Here is a 16,768-nt window from a genome sequence, read left to right as displayed (position 1 = left end):
TATTATGTCTTAAAAAACCGTAAACTAAAAAAAGCCAATGACAACGCATCAGCTTTCATATTTGTTATTCCTTAAAATGGCAAACTTCTAGCGGATTACCTTCTAAATCATAAAACTGAAACCACTGGATACTTCCTCCATCCTGAATTGGTTCCACCTTTACCTCACAATCTACTAAATGCTGGTGTGCTTTTTCCACATCAGGTGTGTAGAAATTAAAAGTCACCTGTTGTGAATCTCTTCTTCTGATTTTCTCACCAACGTTAAAGGTGTTTCTCCAATATTTAATGCTGCATATCCAGATAAATCATCCCTCCACCGAATCGTGAAACCAAGCACTACAGAATACCATTCAATCGCCTTGTCAAAATCCTTCACCGGTAAAAAAACCGTATCAATTCTTTTAAATAGATTAGACATTTTGGTCTCCTTTATAACATTCTTTTATCATAATTTCGACGCTATATCTCCAATTCCTGCAAACCTTTATCACAAGCTCCCAATGGGGGATTGTGAAGCGTATACTGTATGGACTTTTTGGAGAAATTTCAAAATGGTGTGGAAAACATATATTTTATGATGAAAAAACCTGAGAGATGTGGAGAAATTTCCGCGAATTATGTGGAAAACTCTTACCGGTTTGGGGAATTTCTATTAGAGTGTAGAATTTTTTCTGATTTTTGATGAAAAAACTAAATAATGTGAGGAATTTTTCACGAATTATGTGGAAAACCCATACCGATTTGGGGAATTCCTATTAAGGTGTAGAATTTTTTCTGATTTTTGATGAAAAACCTTGGAGTTGTGCGGAATTTTTCACGAATTATGTGGAAAACTCTTACAGGTTTGGGGAATTCCTATTTGGGTGTAGAATTTTTTGATGAAAAACCTGAGAGATGTGGAGAATTTTTCACGAATTATGTGGAAAACTCTTACCGATTTGAGGAATTCCTATTAGGGTGTTGATTTTTTTCTTATTTTTGATGAAAAACCTGAGAGATGTGGAGAATTTTTCACGAATTATGTGGAAAACTCTTACCGATTTGAGGAATTCCTATTAGGGTGTGGATTTTTTTCTTATTTTTGATGAAAAACCTGAGAGATGTGGGGAATTTTTCGTGAATTATGTGGAAAACCCATACCGATTTGGGGAATTCCTATTAAGGTGTAGAATTTTTTCTGATTTTTGATGAAAAACCTTGGAGTTGTGCGGAATTTTTCACGAATTATGTGGAAAACTCTTACAGGTTTGGGGAATTCCTATTTGGGTGTAGAATTTTTTGATGAAAAACCTGAGAGATGTGGAGAATTTTTCACGAATTATGTGGAAAACTCTTACCGATTTGAGGAATTCCTATTAGGGTGTTGAATTTTTTCTTATTTTTGATGAAAAACCTTGGAGTTGTGCGGAATTTTTCACGAATTATGTGGAAAACTCTTACCGGTTTGGGGAATTTCTATTAGGGTGCGGAATTTCTTCTTTTTTATGATGAAAAACCTGAGAGATGTGGAGAATTTTTCACGAATTGTGTGGAAAACCCATACCGATTTGGGGAATTCCTATTAAGGTGTAGAATTTTTTCTGATTTTTGATGAAAAAACTAAATAATGTGAGGAATTTTTCACGAATTATGTGGAAAACTCTTACCGATTTGGGGAATTCCTATTAGGTTGTGGATTTTTTCTTATTTTTGATGAAAAACCTTGGAGTTGTGCGGAATTTTTCGCGAATTATGCGGAAAAACCCACACTGTTTTTTTTAAATCGAAAAAACCTCCACAGATTGTAGAGGTTTACAGCGATTTAAATTCATGTACCCATACTTTCATTTTCGGTACCCAGCGCATTCCAGGGTGTATGGATAAAATGAATTCTTTATATTCTTCTAAATTCGCAAATCCTTCTTGATGCGCATTTTCTTCTGTCATATCTCCGAGCTGTTGCGAGTAAACATTTTCAACCACAAATTTTTTACCGTCTAGTTCCATGATTTCACCAACATCGGCATATCTGCCGTTTCGGCGAGTAGCAGTTTTCTCCCCTGCTAACACCTTTTTGACATCCCTTTCCACTGTTACTAAGCGGTCGACTGAGCAGGTTTTTGGAGGTAAAGCGTTGTTTTCACTCATGTTTCTCTCCTCCTTTTTTTTGATTGTAGTCTTTCCATGCGGTAATGCCACCTTCAAGCAAGGTAACCTGATAATTCTTATCTGCTAAAATTTGCGCACATTTGGCTGCGGAGTTTCCGGTTGTACAAGTTACTATAATTTCCGTATCTTTTGGTAAGGTGGATATTACATCCTCTTGATTTTCCAAAATAACTGACTTAGGAATGTTGTACGCGTTTTCCACATGATAGTCTTGAAACTTTTCTTCTGCACGGACATCAAGAACAAATGGTTTCTTGTTTCTTAATTGTTCCGCTAATTCTTGGGGCGTGATCTTTTTTATTTCCACCTTTATCCCTCCGATTCCTTCTTTCATCCTATCATTTTACCGTATAAAATCACACTGCTTTACTAACCATTATTTTTACTTTCTACAGTAAAAAAAACAATCCCCAAAGAGGATTGCTTATTTAAAAAATACCTTATCGATATTATATTTTGCTTGAAGCTTGTTAATGATATAGGTTTCATATATTTCACGTTCCGTTGGATCTTCTACATAGAAGACAGCAATTTTATGAACTTCGTCTCGATGGTTCTTAATAGGAGATACATTATCCTCAAAGTGTTTAGTTACGCGTTGACGAAGTTTTCTAGCTTTCCCGACGTATAATAACTCCCCGTCCGCATTATAAAACAAAATAATGCCACCTTTTTCCCTTGAAATCAATCGAAAATCAACAAATCCATATTGACTGCTGATTTTTGCGTCTTTCGCGTCTCCTGTTAGTTTTTGCTTTGTCACGACTACATCCGGTTTTGGAATTTCTATTTTAATCAAAAGATCACTTCCTATTTTTTTTATCATGAAGACTTATTATAGCATTTTTCCCTTATTCAAGTGATCTTATTTCACTTCATATTGAAGTTCTACAAATTGATTGTATTTTTTTATTCCTTTTAATACTAAATCCATCTCATAGTCTCCCTTTTTAAACAAAGGAATCCCTTTCCCGATTATGGCTGGTGCAACCGTGACTCGTATTTCGTCCACTAATTTTTCCTTCAAAAAGAAGTGCAGTAACTCCCCGCCGCCTTCAATCCAAATGTTTTTACCTTTTTGTTTTTTCCATTCATTGACTAATGAAACAATATCCCCATTAACAAATTCAACATTCTCATTGGATCCGGTAATCGTATGTGAAAATACATAGCATTTTTTATTCTGATAAGGAAATTTCCCGTTTTCTAAAATAAGCACCTGATCATACGTCTTCCTCCCCATCAAAATCGTATCCACTGTCTCATAAAATTCTGAGTACCCATTGTCCCCTTCTCCTTCTACTCGAAAGAGCCAATCTAATGAGTCATCCTCACCAGCAATATATCCATCTAAGCTTGTTGCAATATATAAAACTACTTTTCGCATACTATTTCCCCCTTACTACTTTTTGAAACTGCCTTCATAACCCTTGGGTGTAACGATTTTACAGAGTTGGTTTCGATGCAGTGCGTAAAGAATAATTTGCAAATTACCTTCTTTTTCCTTTAAAAACATATTAACATAAAAATCAGAATAGTCATTTATCCCCTGTTGTTATCTTTATACATAGGAAACTTTGAACTCCTTATCACTACTCTTCCCAAAAAAGCCGCTCACAAGTTTCATATTTCCCCTTTTTTTGGTAACACTAACCTTCATGACTAGTAAGAGATTTCCCAGCTGGAGGTAGCTACATGCAGCCGCAAACCGTTCCTGAATCCCAAAAGTTTTCTCCTTATTTTATATTTTACGTTATTGTCACAATGCAAGTAGGTATCGGATTACTTGACTTCGAAAAGCATGTTGCTAAGTTTGCGGGGTACGATGGTTGGCAGGCTGTCATCCTTTCAGGGCTGACAACCAATGTAGTTATGTGGCTTATGATTAAACAATTGGAAATGGTACAGGGTGACTTTTGTGATATACATTGGAGTGTTTTTGGAAAACGGGTGGGGAGTCTTCTAAATATTCTATTTGCCATCTACTATTTATGGTATGCAATCACGGTATTAAGAAATTATATCGAAATTGTTCAGGTCTGGATGTTCCCTGATTTAAGTACTTTTTGGTTTGCCTCCGGATACCTATTATTATGTATCTATATTATTTTGGGCGGAATCCGAACCCTTGTCGGTATTTCATTTTTTGCCTTTACTCTACCGTTTTATATTATCTTTATCCAAGGGTTTACCATCCCTTTCGCTGATTTTCGACATTTTTTTCCATTATTTGATCACTCCCTTAATGAGATTTTTGTCTCATCAGAGAATATGTCGTTGTCAAACATGGGTTATGAAACAATCTTAATAATATATCCATTTATTAAAAACAAAAAAAAGGTGAAAAAATGGTGTCAGTTATCACTTATTTTTACAACATTATTGTATCTATACTTAACGTTCATTACATTTGCATATTTTCCAGTCGATCAATTGGAAAAAGAAATCTGGCCAACATTGACCTCCTTTAAAATCGTAAATTTACCTGTTGTTGAACGATTTGAATTTATCGGGATTGCCAACTGGTGTCTCATTATTTTGCCAAGCATCTGTATATCCCTCTGGTGTTCCAGCAAGTTGATTAAAAGAACGATAAAATTTAAAATGAAATACAATATCTTTTTGTTAAGTATTCTTGTCCTGCTTGGCTGTATCTTTTTCGAAACCAGGCCACAAATCAGTATATTAAATAGTCTCATTAATAGTATAGGCTTTATTATTGGGAATATCTACATTCCGATTCTGACTGTATTATTATGGCTCACCATGAAAATCAAAGCGAAAAAGAAATCAAAAACAGAAAAATCTTCTACTGTATAGTGCACCCTTTTACTATTTGAGACAAGTAAAAGGGGTATTTTTCATACGTATCAAAGGCAAGGTTGTGAGAAAATAGGTAATGAATAATTTCTATTTAGTACTAGGCCAATTTTATTGGATTCGTTTTTATAGGAACGTTTATCAAAGGAATCACACAGTGGCAAAAATTCTACCAGCACAACCTATTATATAACGTTTGAATTAGAAAGTGGTTCGGGCTCTGAATTCGGCCATTTTTTCCCTTTCAAGGATCAAGATGTCTGGGATTTGAGAGTAGGATTGGAAATTGTAGATAGACAGAGGTGAATATTTTCATCTTGGTTTTACTTTGTTTTTCACCGCTCGTAACATTAGTAAGTTTAATAAAAATAGCAGAATTAAAATGCCTATACTGGCAAAGTAAGAAATATCGGGCATGTATTCGAAGCTGAAAAGTAAATAGGCAGATATTATTGCTAGGACTAGTAAAAAAAGCTCAAAAACAACTCCCATGATTAAAAACAACAAGTAAGGAATCACTATGTCTCTTTCAGAAACATATTTTAAAATTAAGCCATCCCAAAGAAAATCCGCAAACTTATGAAAGACCTCCATTTTATCCGCCTCCTATACCTTCCCCTGCATTGTTTATTATCTAAGCCTCTAGTTATAGATATAGTATGTCCATCAAATGGATTATTTAACGGTTATATGTTATTTTAGTACAGAGAATTTTAAATATAGGAATATCTTTCTACTAAACTCGCATATAATAGAATTTCGAATATATATTTACTCAAATTTTTAAAATAGGCGTTCCAAAACGTAACACTTATAAAGATAGAATCGTCTAATGTATGTAAAAATTTCAAGGTAACAATTAATTAATTGGGGGATCAATACATGATATATATAAAAAGGTCCATATTGACGGCATTGGGGTTGGGGCTTTCTCTTGTTCTAGCTGCATGCAGTTCGGAAGGTAATCAAGAATCCAAGCAAACGAGTAATGTTTCCATAGCAGATAAGGAATCATTAAAATCGCAGACATCGAAAACAAATCATTCTTCGGATAAAAATTCTGAATCAACCTCAAGTGCATCTTCTGGATCACAAGTAAATGGCGGGAAAGGAAATGCTATTACTTCACCTCCTGCCAAAGCAGATAATAAAAAAGTGGATATGAGTGCTGTTACTGCAGTTCGACTAGCAGACCCTCAAACAGGCTGGGTTGGAGGCAATGGCTGGATTGCAAAAACAGTAAACGGCGGGTACAACTGGGCTGTAAAATACAAAGGGGTCGGAAAGGTACAACAAATTTTCGCCTTAAATCAACAAGAAGTTTGGGCGACCTTAAATCAAGGAGGAAATAGTTTAAGATTGTTGCAATCAAAAGATGGCGGCGAACACTGGACATTAATAGGCACTTCACCTAATAAAGGATTTCTTCATTTTATCTCAAGCAACACTGCTTTAAGCGGAAATGCCTATTCATTAGATGGGGGCAGAACTTGGCGACCATTCGAAACGCCAAAAAACATAGTAAACCAGGCGTACTTTCACGATTTAAAAAATGGATGGGCAGTTACTCAAAGCAAACAGGTGTTATCCGTTCAAAAGACAACTGATGGGGGGAAGAATTGGTATCCCGTTTTATCGAAAAAGCTTGTTTCCCCATTAGAAGATGCCATCATTCGTTCTACAGGGGTGAATGATGCTTGGATTGAATGTATTGGTGATTCCGGAATGACACAAACCTCCTACTCGGTTTTCCATACGATGGATGGAGGAAATTCTTGGAATACCGTTATTGCTAATTCTACCTCTGGCGGTGGTCCAGCTCCGGGATTTACACAAGAGGATAGAAATGGGCCAAAAAATAAAGGAACGAAACCTGGCCCGTTCTATGTAGTCAATCCCAAAGTAGCCTTCATGGGTGGCTCTTGCCCAGCTTGCGACGATCCTAATTCAATTGGTTGGACGAAAGACGGCGGAAAAACATGGGTTAACAGCAATGAAACCTTTACTGGATACGGTGATTCATACCTTGCCATTGCGGACGAAAATCATGGCTGGTGGATCATCACTGAAAACACCAAACCAAGTGTTATGTACACCACCTCTGACGGCGGCACCCACTGGGGAAAAGTCCACATCTTCCGTTAGGTGCCAGGCACCACTCGTGGACAAATTGATAATTTGTCCACAGAGGGTGGACAGTTTTTTTAAAATTCAAGAAGAATTGGCCATTAGCCAATTCTTTTTTTATTATTCCTTTGGTTGTTAGATTGCTTTTTCCCTTTACACGATTAAAAAAATATTTAGCTTCACGAAATTTTTTCTGAATTTCGGCAGGACATCTATCAAATAGTATAGAATATTGTTAATTGATAGAATAAATAAACAAAAAGGAAGGGATACTAACATGACTTACGTACTTGTCAAAAACGGAACACTTATTGATGGAATTGGCGGGGAGCCACTTCAGGATGCAGCGGTTTTATTGAAGGACAACCAAATTAAACAAGTAGGTAGAGCCAGCGAAATTCGTCTCCCAGATGAAGATGTGGAAATTTTAGATGCACAGAATGGGTATATCCTGCCGGGATTATTTGATACACATGTTCACATGATGATGGAGTTTTCTAATCTTGAAAAAACCGTCTCCACTCCATTTTCCTATCATTTTTACCAAGCCATTGAACATATGAAAAAAACTGTAAACGCAGGAATTACTTCTGTACGTGACGCAGGGTTTACAGATGTGGGAGTAAAGCAAGCAATTGAGAATGGCCTTGTGCTCGGACCTAGAATGCAAGTGAGTATTAATCCGCTAACCATTACAGGCGGCCACGGCGATAGTTGGACAAGATCCGGCATCGACACAACTAGACCTACCTACCCAGGCATGCCGAGCGGACTTTGTGACGGCCCTGAGCAAGTTCGCCAACGTGTAAGAGAAATGCTAAGAGCCGGCGCAGATATCATTAAAGTTCATGCAACTGGCGGTGTAATGAGCCCGACAGACCATCCGGAATTTACTCAATTCTCTTTTGAAGAGTTAAGTATTATCGTAGAAGAAGCAAGATTCCGCCGCGGAATTAAGGTAATGGCCCATGCTCAGGGTGCAGAGGGAGTAAAAAATGCCGTTCGTGCAGGAATTCACTCTATTGAACACGGAATTTTCCTTGATGATGAGGCAATTGAATTAATGCTAAAACACGGAACTTACCTAGTGCCTACCCTACTCGCTCCAGTAGCAGTTCTAGAACAAGGGAAAAACAGCAATAATATGCCTGCACATGCTATTCAAAAAGCACTGGAAGTTGTGGATATTCACCACGAAAGTGTTACGAAGGCATTTAAGGCTGGAGTTAAAATTGCAATGGGTACAGATGCAGGGGTTATGCCGCATGGCACAAACCTTCGCGAATTGAACTTAATGTGTGGTATCGGCATGAGTCCTATGGAATCTATTGTTGCAACTACAAAGGTTGCCGCTGAATGCCTTGGCTGGGAGGATAAATTAGGAACAGTCGAGGACGGAAAGCTGGCTGATCTCGTCATCACAAAAGTCAATCCATTAACAGATATCTCTTCTTTAGAAAATCAAGATAATATCGTCATTGTTGTAAAAGATGGTAAAGTAGTGAAAGATTTAAGGGTAGGAGCCACAAATCTAGTGACCCAATAAGTTTTTCATATAAGATTGAACACGGACCAAATCGAAAACGATTTGGTCTTAAATTTGGAATGTCGAGAGTTTGCCACCACCAGTTCCATTATGTGTAATTAATCAGGGGATTTTCTGCGACTGCCTTTTTACAAACATCTTTGAAATATTAAAAGCCCCCTGTCCACACAGGAGGTTTTTTACTCATTTTACAAAGTCTTCATTAATATACTTGCTAGAACGACCGAGGCTACTGTTACAGTTGTAAATCCACCGATTAATAAAGGAGTCAACAACTGTGAAAATAACCATTCCTCTTCTTTTTTATTTCGTGCAAGGGAACGACTAATTTCTGAACAAATCATATAATCTCCTGGAAATCCGAATAGCGCTGTTAATGCAACAGGTATACCAAGAAATTTGTCCCATTTAAAAATTTTCGAACCTACAATACCGCCAATAATAATCCCAATTGCTCCTACTATAAGGATAAGTAGAACTGCTGGCAAGTTTTTGAGGAAAGCTTCAAAAGTCACTGAATTCAATGATGGCAATAATGCAATGATTAGACCAGCATTGGCAATACCAAATGTATTGGCTCTTTGCATCATGTTTTCACGATAGAACCCAACTTTAATACCGACAAAACCAATAATAAGGGACCATAGACTGTAATGAATGCCAGTCCATTTTCCAAGTAATACGGCAATTGCTCCACCTATAAATAATTGAAAAATCAGGACAGCAGAAGTTGCATATTTCTCCGGGATCCATGATTTAGTGGTCTCTGCAGTTGCAACCGCTACTTCGTTTGCAGCAGTATCACTCATATTGTGAGAATCGCGAAGTTTTAATCCATATTTTCTTAAAAAGTTAGAAGCTAATGGTAAACCGATAATACTTTGTAAAGCTAATATAAGTGCAGGTATAACAATAATGGAGGTCATCCCAATTGCCTTTAGTTTTTCTGATGTAATAACAAAAGCGATGATTCCCCCGGTTAATGGCCCGATTCCTGATGCGGCTGTTTTATAGCCCAGTATAGGGGTTGCTATAGCGAGAATAAGAATAGTAGCAAAAATAATACCAGTGATAGCAATAATAACAGATTTATATTGCGCCTTTAATGTTTTGAACGGTATAAGAGTCCCCATATGGACTATCAGCGGAGCTATCATCAGTCCTCCAAATACCGTTAGTGGTGTTTTGTCTGTAAGATTGGTTGGAAATATCCCTGCCCAAAGACAAAGTAGATATCCTAAAAAAACAACGAAAAGCATTGGAACTCTTGCACGACTAACAATGGAGATAACTTCTCCGATCATTACTAAGGCTAACACGATGACGCTTGCGATGATTGGTTCATCAAGCATCTTTCATCCCCCCTAAATGTCTTGGCTAGTAGCAACGGGATATACTCATACACTCAACAGTATCTCGCGCACTCTTTTATATTTCTAAATTAACAAATTATTATGAAATTACACTTAATTCTATTGATTCTCCTAGACAAAGTCAACCCCTTCGTCCCACGAAATATAAAAAAATTTCTGAAAACGTTTGCATCGGGTGCCAGGCACCACTCGTGGACAAATCGAGAAAGTGTCCTTGTAGGAAAGACACTTTGTGTTAAAAGACAAAAAAAACCAAGTGTGAAAAACAGCTCGTTTTTCCACTTGGTATTCCCTAGGCAATCTAGTTTATATTTTTACATCAATTTCACGAACCGACAGGATGACTACTTTTTATTAATGCCTCTTTACATATCCAAGAAATTCAATCCCTTTTACTAATTAGCTTCCGCAGTATATTCCTTCCAGTACTACGATTCAGTTTGTTATTCCTGTTTCCTTTGCTTGCATTTCATTGGAAGCACCCCCGAAACGGAAGAATCGTTGAATGTAGGGGCCTTTCCTGTGGTTTTGCCCTCTTAAATGACGCCAAGTCGAAGCACGTGCCTATCTTATTCATATCAGACGGTGCCAGATTGAAAACCCACTTTTCGAGTAGGGAACATATAATTGGTATGTCCTATTACTGCCTCGTGCCTCTCCTTTTGCGTCTTTTACCGCTTTATGCGCTAACCACCAATAAATGCATACGAATGAAGGATTAACGCGTCCATTTCCATTTCCCCTACACACATCATTACAGTAAAAGCAGGAGCTGTATACCATTAACGCCATATTTCATCCCTAACCGTTAGTTGACGAATATGGAGGTTCTGCATCTGTAATAGCAGTATTTAACTTACCATTTGGAAAGAATGTTAGTTTAGAATAATTGGTGTTTAGATAGCATTGATAGTTTTCATCAAGTGGAGAATGAAAGTAGGAAAAGATCTGTTCGGTTGTGATCAGTGGATTTTTTTCACTGAAGAGATACGTGCGGTAACTGCTCCATGGATAATCCTCTGGATGCTTAACGATATTGGCTCTGAGTGGGTTTAAGTGAATATATTTATTTACTTCCAGTTCATATTCGGGAGTATCAATAAGCTCTGCTCCATACCTGCTTTCAAAGACATGACCCGTATAATTATACCGATTATTAAAGTATTTAGCATATTGGGAATGCAAATAATTCATTATTTCACTTGGGGAATGCTGGATGGTTTTTAATTGAAGGTGAATATGATTGGTCATGAGGCAATATGCGTATAGTTGAAAAGGGTATTGTTGTTTAACTTTTGTTAAAAAATCAAGGTATTTCAAGCGGTCGTGGTCGTCCAGAAAGAGGTCCATTTTCCGAATTCCTCTACTCGTAATATGATACTTGGCCCCTGGAGCCCAGAAACGTCGTTTGCGGACCAATAAAAATCACTCCTATTTAATTTTTTCTGGTAGATGAGAAAGCGAGAACAAAAAGATGTTTGTATACAGCTTTCTTAACACAATTCGACTAATCCTACAAAAATCCTTCTATTTTTTAATACTTTTAGTTATCTGCAAATCTACACTCAGTTCCATACAGCCAAACTGTCCACCCCACAAGGACAAAATCCCTAATTGTCCACGGGTGGTGCCTGGCACCATTTGTATAGAAACAGGGTTAGGGTTTGGATGATGAGGTAGACGGTGAAGGAGTATGCTAGGTGCCACCCGTTATAGTTAAAGACATGAAATTGCTTTGTTAGCCATTCAACCATGGTTCCGCCCAATGTGCAGCCAATGATGTAAAATAATGTTCCAAAGCCCTTGATACCAAACTTTTCAAAAAAGTATACGAAGAAATAAGAAAAAGGGGCGTAAAAAAGATATAAAATAAGATCAAATAATTCAAAGTTAGGAGTATCCATTAAATTATATAGGTCGACTCCTGGACCAGCCAATAGATGATCAGAAAATCTTGCAACCACAGATCCAAACATCATTAAGAGAATCGTTATGTTGATAGGAAACCTTTTTGGCAAGAGAAAGAAGATCGTATACGAAATAATAATACCGATTATTACAAACCATTCATTTTCATCAAATTTATGTGGAAGTGGCAACTTTCCTCTCTCCTTTTTTATTAATTATACATCTACAGGTCTACCGGAACTTTTCTCCCAATAACTGATATCCTTTTAATAAGGCACGAAGTAGAATAATTAAAAATAAGGATGTAATCACAGACTGCCATGCATGCCAATTCTTATATATAATCACCTTCCACTCTACCATCCACAATTCCACGGACAAGAGAATTCCTATAAATAGAACGGTAAATCCAAATTGCGAGAAAAGTTTCTTCAGCAATGGAAGTAAATTGAAATATAGCAAAAATAACAAAGGAATAAAAAATACTTCATATATTCGAAAAATGATAAATCTCTCGGTACCTTTTGAAATCGTCCATAGGTCTAAGTTGATATACAGAATAGCATAGTAACATAACAATACAAATTCTGCTGCCATCAACATAAACAGATTCTCAAACCTATTATGATTCTTTTTCAACAGGCAAAATGATATCAGAATAACCATAGCAACATCTATAAAAAAAGAAAGTTTCATAACCACCCACTCAAAGAGAATTTAATCTACTTCCTTATTAAGTTGGATATATCTGTGATTTTTATACCTATAAAAAAAACCAAGCAAACCATGATGAACTTTGTGTCCAATCATGGCGTGTCTGGTTACTTAAATGTGTTAAACCATCGCATCAATCTGCACTTGCTAAAAATTCGCTAACTACGCGAAGATATTCCTCTGGTTCTTCTAGATATGCTAAGTGTGCACTGTTTTCATATACATGGAATTTTGCTCCCGGAAGTTTGCGACTTTGTTCTTCTACAGTGCTTGGAGCTGCCTCATCGTAGCGTCCACATGTAAATAACGCCGGAATCTGTATTTCCTTTAAGCGCTTGGTTACATCGAAGCTTTTTAGATTACCCGTTGTGCAAAACTCGGAAGGCCCCCACATCGTGTTATAGACTACTGGATTCGACTTCGCGTACTCGGTTTCCGTTTCTTTTGGCTTCGATTCAAGACGATAGACAAAACGTTTATTAAATTCCTTCATCGCCGTTTTATATTCTTCCGAATCGGTTGTACCTTCACGCTCATGCTTCGCTAAGATATCCTGAACATCCTGAGGAAGCTGCTTTAAATGAACCTCTTGATCCCGCTCCCATTGTGGTGCACTTAAACAAGGACTTGAAAAAATAACACTTTTTACCCCTTCTGGCTTTGTTAATAAGTAGCTTGCTGCGAGCATGGTTCCCCAAGAATGTCCTAAAATATGTAGTTGCGAAAGGCCAAGGGCTTCTCTTATTTGGCCAAGTTCCTCCACAAAGCGACTTACATGCCATAAAGATAAATCATCTGGTTTGTCAGACCTACCCGAACCAAGCTGATCGTAAAAAATTACTGGACGATCATTTCCCAGCTTTTCTAAATTAAAAAATGGAACATGGGTCCCTCCTGGTCCTCCATGTAAAACGATCACTGGTGTTTTATTGCCATCCCCAACTTTTTTATAATAGACTCTTCCACCCGTAACCGAAACATAACCGTCTTTCATTCTCCCTCATCCCTTCCTTTATTAAAGAATCGTTGCGTTATTTTTACAAAACCCACTGCACAATTGCTTTCGCAACGCCATCTTCATTATTCGTGCTTGTTACCCAATCAGCCGCCTTCTTCACAGTTTCTTGGGCATTGCCCATGGCTACACCTAACCCGGCGCCTTCAATCATGGCAATATCATTGAGACTATCGCCTACCGCCATTACATTATCCATTGTGATGCCGATACGCTTGCACACCTTTTCCAGAGCATTTGCCTTGCTAATGCCATAAGGATTTACTTCAAGATTAGTTGGACTGGAATTGGTAACCTGGAGCTTACGTTTATTCAGCTCCTCGATAATCGTATTGCGAACATCATCATCGTCTACATCAAATCCAAATTTGAGCCATTGATGTTGGTTTAATGCCGTTTCCTCAGGAAAATCTTCTCGGAATACCTTATCTACTGTAAGTGCCCAGAAATTCGTTTGATGGAGATTTTTCAAATTCCACATCATTTTGATTTCCTCAACGGTAAGTAAGTTTCTTTCCAGTAAATTTCCGTTTGAATCCCAAATTTCACCGCCATTCACCGTTATTATAAAGGAATTCAATTCAAGTGAACGCGCATAATCCTCTACATGAATAAACGGCCGCCCTGTACTTAATACAACATGTATTCCATTTTCTCTTGCCTTTGTAATTGCCTCTCTATTTGCTTGCGAAATTTCCTGATCTTCATTCAGAAGCGTGCCATCCATATCCAAAGCAACTAAACGTATGTCTTTTTTAACTATATTATTTTCCAATTCCATCTACCTCTCTGCACTGCCTTTTTTTCCTCTCTATTTTAGGCATAAAAGCTCGTCCATGCCAACCAATTAAAAAGTAAAGGTAAAGTGTCCACGGGAGGCGTACAAAAATGCAAAATGTCCACGAGTGGTGCCAGGCACCATTACAGGTAGCGTTGTTGGATGATATTGCGGTGATGTAGTTCATGTCCGGCAATAATATATGCAATAGCTCGGACAGTTGCATCGGAACCATTTGCATTTCCTCTTCGCAGCCAAGCCTCTTCCTCTAAGCCATTGAGTAAATGAATGGTAGAGTAGCGAACCGCTTTCAGATTTTCAAGCAGTTCCTCGATTGCCAAATGATTGAAAGCGGCATAATGTACATAATCTGCTTCATTAAACCCAGGCAATGTCATTTTTTCACCTCTTGCAAAGCTTAGAAGACGGTAAGACATTATTCTTTCCGTATCTGCAATATGGCCGATTACTTCTTTTATCGTCCATTTGTCAGGGGCATATCGAAAATGAGCTTGTTCTTCTGTTAACCCTTTCAGTTGTTCCACTGTCTCCTTTATTTGTTGGCTTAAAATATCTACAATGTCTCCTTCTCCAACAAGGTTTATGTATGTCAAGTAGTAAGGATTATACTCATTCGTTTCTGGTCTTTTTTTCATTTTCATCTTCCTTTCTTTATCTCTTTTGCCATGGCATTAAGCTTAAAAGTTGTTCTCCAATTTCGAACAGTTGTGTTCACCCCAAGCGTTTTAAGCTGGTTCGCAAGCTTAGAATCGCGAATACTTTTACGAAAAAATAAGTAGACATCTTTACCTATTAACCGAAACTGCTCTTCATCACTTTCAAATTCTCTTAAACGTATAATCGCTTCTTGAGTAGGTTCTTCCTCTAAATACGCAACATGAACACTTTCTCCCTCTTGCAAATGCTCCACTGGAAACGGGCATTGCTGAATCAACTTTTCCAATTGTCCAGATGTTCTAAGGATAATCGAAACAGGAAAGCCAAATGTTTTTTCCACTTCATGTTCCAATCGACCTTGCAAAGTTCCTTCCTCTTCTTCCGATTCAAACACTACATTGCCGCTCTGAATATACGTCCTTACATTTGTAAGCTTCATTGTATGAAATAGATTTCTTAGTTCTGCCATTTTTATAATATTATGGCCACCAACATTAATGCCTCTAAAAAGCGCAATATAAATGGTCATGATCGATAAATTACCACCTTCCTAGATTAAAAATTCTTCATATATTACCTAATCACCTTCAAAAAAGCTTACCCAATTTTTTGTAAAAAAGTTTGGGCCTAATATCTGATTCTGATTCTGATACGAATGGAGTTAATGAATTATATCCTCTATTATTGTGAAAAATTGTTAATCATCCTGAGCATATCGTTACCGTTCGTTTGCCTTCCTTCGAAGTTTGGGCTACGATTGTTACCTTTCTTCTGCTTTTTTCCTTAGTTCGGGCTCTTTCCTCGCTGGATTGTTACCTTTCTTCTGCTTTGTCCCTCAGTTTGGGCACTTTCCCCGCTTGATTGTTACCTTTCTTCTGCCTTTTTCCTAAGTTCGGGCTCTTTCCTCGCTTGATTGTTACCTTTCTTCTGCCTTTTTCCTAAGTTTGGGCACTTTCCTCGCTTGATTGTTACCTTTCTTCTGCTTTGTTCCTTAGTTTGAGTACATTCTCCGCTTGATCGTTACCTTTCTCCTGCCTTTTTCCTAAGTTCGGGCTCTTTCCCCGCTTGATTGTTACCTTACTTCTGCTTTTTTCCTCAGTTTGGGCACTTTCCCCGCTTGATTGTTACCTTTCTTCTGCCTTTTTCCTAAGTTCGGGCTCTTTCCTCGCTTGATTGTTACCTTTCTTCTGCCTTTTTCCTAAGTTTGGGCACTTTCCTCGCTTGATTGTTACCTTTCTTCTGCTTTTTTCCTTAGTTCGGGCTCTTTCCTCACTGGATTGTTACCTTTCTTCTGCTTTTTCCCTCAGTTTGGGCTCTTTCCTCGCTGGATTGTTACCTTTCTTCTGCTTTTTTCCTTAGTTCGGGCATATTCCTCACTGGATTGTTACCTTTCTTCTGCTTTTCCCCTAAGTTTGGGCTCTTTCCTCGCTTGATTGTTACCTTTCTTCTGCTTTTTTTCCTTAGTTTGGGCTCTTTCCTCACTGGATTGTTACCTTTCTTCTACCTTTTCCCCTAAGTTTGGGCATATTCTCGGCAACATTGTTTCCCATTCATGCCGATTTCCGAGGCTCGAGGACAATACCTGCACTTTTATTACACCAGCCTGTTATTTTCAAAGTAACATTCACTATCTCATCATTATCGAGTCCCATATCCAAT

Annotated in this window: 18 protein-coding genes; 3 read left to right on the top strand and 15 right to left on the bottom strand. The window is 37.7% G+C overall.

What is annotated here, in order from left to right:
* Positions 1-64 precede the first annotated feature (64 nt).
* The 6 genes from CWO92_RS26060 to CWO92_RS13280 form a co-directional block, all read right to left on the bottom strand.
* Positions 65-226 (bottom strand): VOC family protein, encoded by a 162-nt coding sequence (locus tag CWO92_RS26060; protein WP_233270083.1) that lies wholly within the window; start codon positions 224-226, stop codon positions 65-67.
* Positions 223-420: a VOC family protein gene (locus CWO92_RS26055; RefSeq protein ID WP_233270080.1), complete on the bottom strand. Its 198-nt coding sequence runs from the start codon at positions 418-420 to the stop codon at positions 223-225. Before CWO92_RS26055 ends, CWO92_RS26060 begins: the two co-directional genes overlap by 4 nt.
* Before the next feature lie 1,373 nt (positions 421-1,793).
* Positions 1,794-2,129, bottom strand: coding sequence for an ASCH domain-containing protein (locus CWO92_RS13295; RefSeq protein ID WP_101354701.1), 336 nt, complete (start codon positions 2,127-2,129; stop codon positions 1,794-1,796).
* Positions 2,122-2,457 carry a rhodanese-like domain-containing protein gene (locus CWO92_RS13290; protein WP_101354700.1) on the bottom strand — a complete coding sequence of 112 codons (336 nt, stop codon included), beginning with the start codon at positions 2,455-2,457 and terminating at the stop codon, positions 2,122-2,124. The genes CWO92_RS13295 and CWO92_RS13290 overlap by 8 nt, the downstream gene beginning before the upstream one ends.
* 117 nt (positions 2,458-2,574) lie before the next feature.
* A complete protein-coding gene (locus CWO92_RS13285; RefSeq protein WP_101354699.1) occupies positions 2,575-2,949 on the bottom strand; it encodes a nucleotide excision repair endonuclease in 375 nt (124 codons plus the stop codon).
* Between the two features lie 66 nt (positions 2,950-3,015).
* Positions 3,016-3,537: a dihydrofolate reductase family protein gene (locus tag CWO92_RS13280; protein ID WP_101354698.1), complete on the bottom strand. Its 522-nt coding sequence runs from the start codon at positions 3,535-3,537 to the stop codon at positions 3,016-3,018.
* A 308-nt stretch (positions 3,538-3,845) separates the two neighbouring features.
* Between CWO92_RS13280 and CWO92_RS13275 the strand changes: the two genes are divergently transcribed.
* Positions 3,846-4,970, top strand: coding sequence for a GerAB/ArcD/ProY family transporter (locus CWO92_RS13275; protein WP_101354697.1), 1,125 nt, complete (start codon positions 3,846-3,848; stop codon positions 4,968-4,970).
* A 312-nt stretch (positions 4,971-5,282) separates the two neighbouring features.
* Here the strand turns inward: CWO92_RS13275 and CWO92_RS13270 are convergent, their stop codons facing one another.
* Complete coding sequence (locus tag CWO92_RS13270; RefSeq protein WP_101354696.1) at positions 5,283-5,564, bottom strand: hypothetical protein; 282 nt, start codon at positions 5,562-5,564, stop codon at positions 5,283-5,285.
* A 288-nt stretch (positions 5,565-5,852) separates the two neighbouring features.
* Between CWO92_RS13270 and CWO92_RS13265 the strand changes: the two genes are divergently transcribed.
* Together CWO92_RS13265 and CWO92_RS13260 are read left to right on the top strand one after the other, a co-directional pair.
* Complete coding sequence (locus CWO92_RS13265; protein WP_101354695.1) at positions 5,853-7,115, top strand: WD40/YVTN/BNR-like repeat-containing protein; 1,263 nt, start codon at positions 5,853-5,855, stop codon at positions 7,113-7,115.
* Between the two features lie 259 nt (positions 7,116-7,374).
* Positions 7,375-8,643: a metal-dependent hydrolase family protein gene (locus CWO92_RS13260; protein WP_101354694.1), complete on the top strand. Its 1,269-nt coding sequence runs from the start codon at positions 7,375-7,377 to the stop codon at positions 8,641-8,643.
* Positions 8,644-8,831: 188 nt separating this feature from the next.
* Here the strand turns inward: CWO92_RS13260 and CWO92_RS13255 are convergent, their stop codons facing one another.
* The 8 genes from CWO92_RS13255 to CWO92_RS13220 form a co-directional block, all read right to left on the bottom strand.
* Positions 8,832-9,995 carry a hypothetical protein gene (locus tag CWO92_RS13255; protein ID WP_101354693.1) on the bottom strand — a complete coding sequence of 388 codons (1,164 nt, stop codon included), beginning with the start codon at positions 9,993-9,995 and terminating at the stop codon, positions 8,832-8,834.
* Positions 9,996-10,817: 822 nt separating this feature from the next.
* On the bottom strand, positions 10,818-11,435 hold the full coding sequence (locus CWO92_RS13250) for a transposase (RefSeq protein ID WP_101354692.1): 618 nt from the start codon (positions 11,433-11,435) through the stop codon (positions 10,818-10,820).
* 191 nt (positions 11,436-11,626) lie between these two features.
* Positions 11,627-12,115, bottom strand: a complete 489-nt coding sequence (locus CWO92_RS13245) for a hypothetical protein (protein WP_101354691.1) — start codon at positions 12,113-12,115, stop codon at positions 11,627-11,629.
* Between the two features lie 40 nt (positions 12,116-12,155).
* Entirely contained in the window at positions 12,156-12,620 is a 465-nt protein-coding gene (locus CWO92_RS13240; protein WP_101354690.1) for a hypothetical protein, read from the bottom strand.
* Between the two features lie 151 nt (positions 12,621-12,771).
* Positions 12,772-13,632: a proline iminopeptidase-family hydrolase gene (locus CWO92_RS13235; RefSeq protein WP_101354689.1), complete on the bottom strand. Its 861-nt coding sequence runs from the start codon at positions 13,630-13,632 to the stop codon at positions 12,772-12,774.
* A 43-nt stretch (positions 13,633-13,675) separates the two neighbouring features.
* Complete coding sequence (locus CWO92_RS13230; protein ID WP_437177547.1) at positions 13,676-14,428, bottom strand: Cof-type HAD-IIB family hydrolase; 753 nt, start codon at positions 14,426-14,428, stop codon at positions 13,676-13,678.
* A 146-nt stretch (positions 14,429-14,574) separates the two neighbouring features.
* A complete protein-coding gene (locus CWO92_RS13225) occupies positions 14,575-15,087 on the bottom strand; it encodes a DinB family protein (RefSeq protein WP_101354687.1) in 513 nt (170 codons plus the stop codon).
* 2 nt (positions 15,088-15,089) lie between these two features.
* Entirely contained in the window at positions 15,090-15,638 is a 549-nt protein-coding gene (locus tag CWO92_RS13220) for a DUF1697 domain-containing protein (protein WP_101354686.1), read from the bottom strand.
* Positions 15,639-16,768 lie beyond the last annotated feature (1,130 nt).

This window comes from Heyndrickxia camelliae, from assembly GCF_002844575.1.
GTDB lineage: Bacteria > Bacillota > Bacilli > Bacillales > Bacillaceae_C > Margalitia > Margalitia camelliae.
Note: the sequence above shows the minus strand (reverse complement) of the source record. Positions and strands in the feature narration are given on the sequence as shown.

What these genes read in the sequence shown, in the direction of transcription:
- CWO92_RS13235 (WP_101354689.1), bottom strand. Translation starts at nt 13,632, where the DNA reads ATGAAAGACGGTTATGTTTCGGTTACGGGTGGAAGAGTCTATTATAAA.
- CWO92_RS13240 (WP_101354690.1), bottom strand. Translation starts at nt 12,620, where the DNA reads ATGAAACTTTCTTTTTTTATAGATGTTGCTATGGTTATTCTGATATCA.
- CWO92_RS13275 (WP_101354697.1), top strand. Translation starts at nt 3,846, where the DNA reads ATGCAGCCGCAAACCGTTCCTGAATCCCAAAAGTTTTCTCCTTATTTT.
- CWO92_RS13225 (WP_101354687.1), bottom strand. Translation starts at nt 15,087, where the DNA reads ATGAAAAAAAGACCAGAAACGAATGAGTATAATCCTTACTACTTGACA.
- CWO92_RS13270 (WP_101354696.1), bottom strand. Translation starts at nt 5,564, where the DNA reads ATGGAGGTCTTTCATAAGTTTGCGGATTTTCTTTGGGATGGCTTAATT.
- CWO92_RS13295 (WP_101354701.1), bottom strand. Translation starts at nt 2,129, where the DNA reads ATGAGTGAAAACAACGCTTTACCTCCAAAAACCTGCTCAGTCGACCGC.
- CWO92_RS13280 (WP_101354698.1), bottom strand. Translation starts at nt 3,537, where the DNA reads ATGCGAAAAGTAGTTTTATATATTGCAACAAGCTTAGATGGATATATT.
- CWO92_RS13220 (WP_101354686.1), bottom strand. Translation starts at nt 15,638, where the DNA reads ATGACCATTTATATTGCGCTTTTTAGAGGCATTAATGTTGGTGGCCAT.
- CWO92_RS13260 (WP_101354694.1), top strand. Translation starts at nt 7,375, where the DNA reads ATGACTTACGTACTTGTCAAAAACGGAACACTTATTGATGGAATTGGC.
- CWO92_RS26055 (WP_233270080.1), bottom strand. Translation starts at nt 420, where the DNA reads ATGTCTAATCTATTTAAAAGAATTGATACGGTTTTTTTACCGGTGAAG.
- CWO92_RS13255 (WP_101354693.1), bottom strand. Translation starts at nt 9,995, where the DNA reads ATGCTTGATGAACCAATCATCGCAAGCGTCATCGTGTTAGCCTTAGTA.
- CWO92_RS13265 (WP_101354695.1), top strand. Translation starts at nt 5,853, where the DNA reads ATGATATATATAAAAAGGTCCATATTGACGGCATTGGGGTTGGGGCTT.